This window comes from Prevotella pallens ATCC 700821 (genome assembly GCF_000220255.1).
Classification (GTDB): Bacteria; Bacteroidota; Bacteroidia; order Bacteroidales; family Bacteroidaceae; genus Prevotella; species Prevotella pallens.
This window is the reverse complement of sequence record NZ_GL982538.1, coordinates 1-737: the sequence shown is the minus strand read 5'-3', so window position 1 is coordinate 737 and position 737 is coordinate 1. Positions and strand designations below refer to the sequence as shown.

Annotated in this window: 1 protein-coding gene; it reads right to left on the bottom strand. The window is 36.0% G+C overall.

Translation table 11 applies throughout. The features are described 5' to 3' along the window. A partial coding sequence (locus HMPREF9144_RS12555) for a hypothetical protein (protein WP_156792540.1) occupies positions 1-649 on the bottom strand: 649 nt, incomplete at its 3' end. Positions 650-737 lie beyond the last annotated feature (88 nt).

The window sequence follows — 737 nt, the reverse complement described above, 5'->3', positions numbered from 1 at the left end:
CACCAGAATATTTTGCTGGAGTTTTGAAATCGATATTTATCTTTACCTTTTCAAAATCCGATCCATTCATACAAATGTCTTCTAAACGACTATCCCATGAATTGAATTCTATTTTTTGGGGGGTTATTGTAGGACTGTAGGCTATGCTCCTTGCCTTACATCCTCCACGTTTCCATGCCTCATATATAGGTGATGTCATTTCCATCTTTAACCTTGCTTTAGAAAGAAGAAGTTTATCTTCTAACTTACGAGGTCGTATTTCGAGAGAATATTTATGATTACCCTTGTAAATGTTCCGTACGAAAACATTTGTCCCTTTTGGAAGATTTTCTTTGGAAATAACTGACACATTTTTCTGCGCAATATCATTACTCCATCGTACAGCAGGATACTCTCCTTTTAATTCAGGATTTCCATCATCATAAATTTGTCCTAATAGGCAGAAATGGTGTTTCTCTGTACCATTATCTTTAGTCAACAAATCATCTGGTAAAGACCATGTAACGCGTACAACTCTACTATCTCCTGCCTTTATTTCGTCAATATGTTTAGGATCCATACGTCCTCCCGTAACATTATTGTCTACATAGTATTCTTGCCCTTTCCATGCTTTAGCAGTTAATCCTGTCGAAGCTAGCGCCCAATACATATGAAGGTATTTCCCTCCTTTATAGTCTTTTTTTCCTCGATTATGAACTTTAACATAAATAATTGCATAGGGGTGATCTTTTGTATAA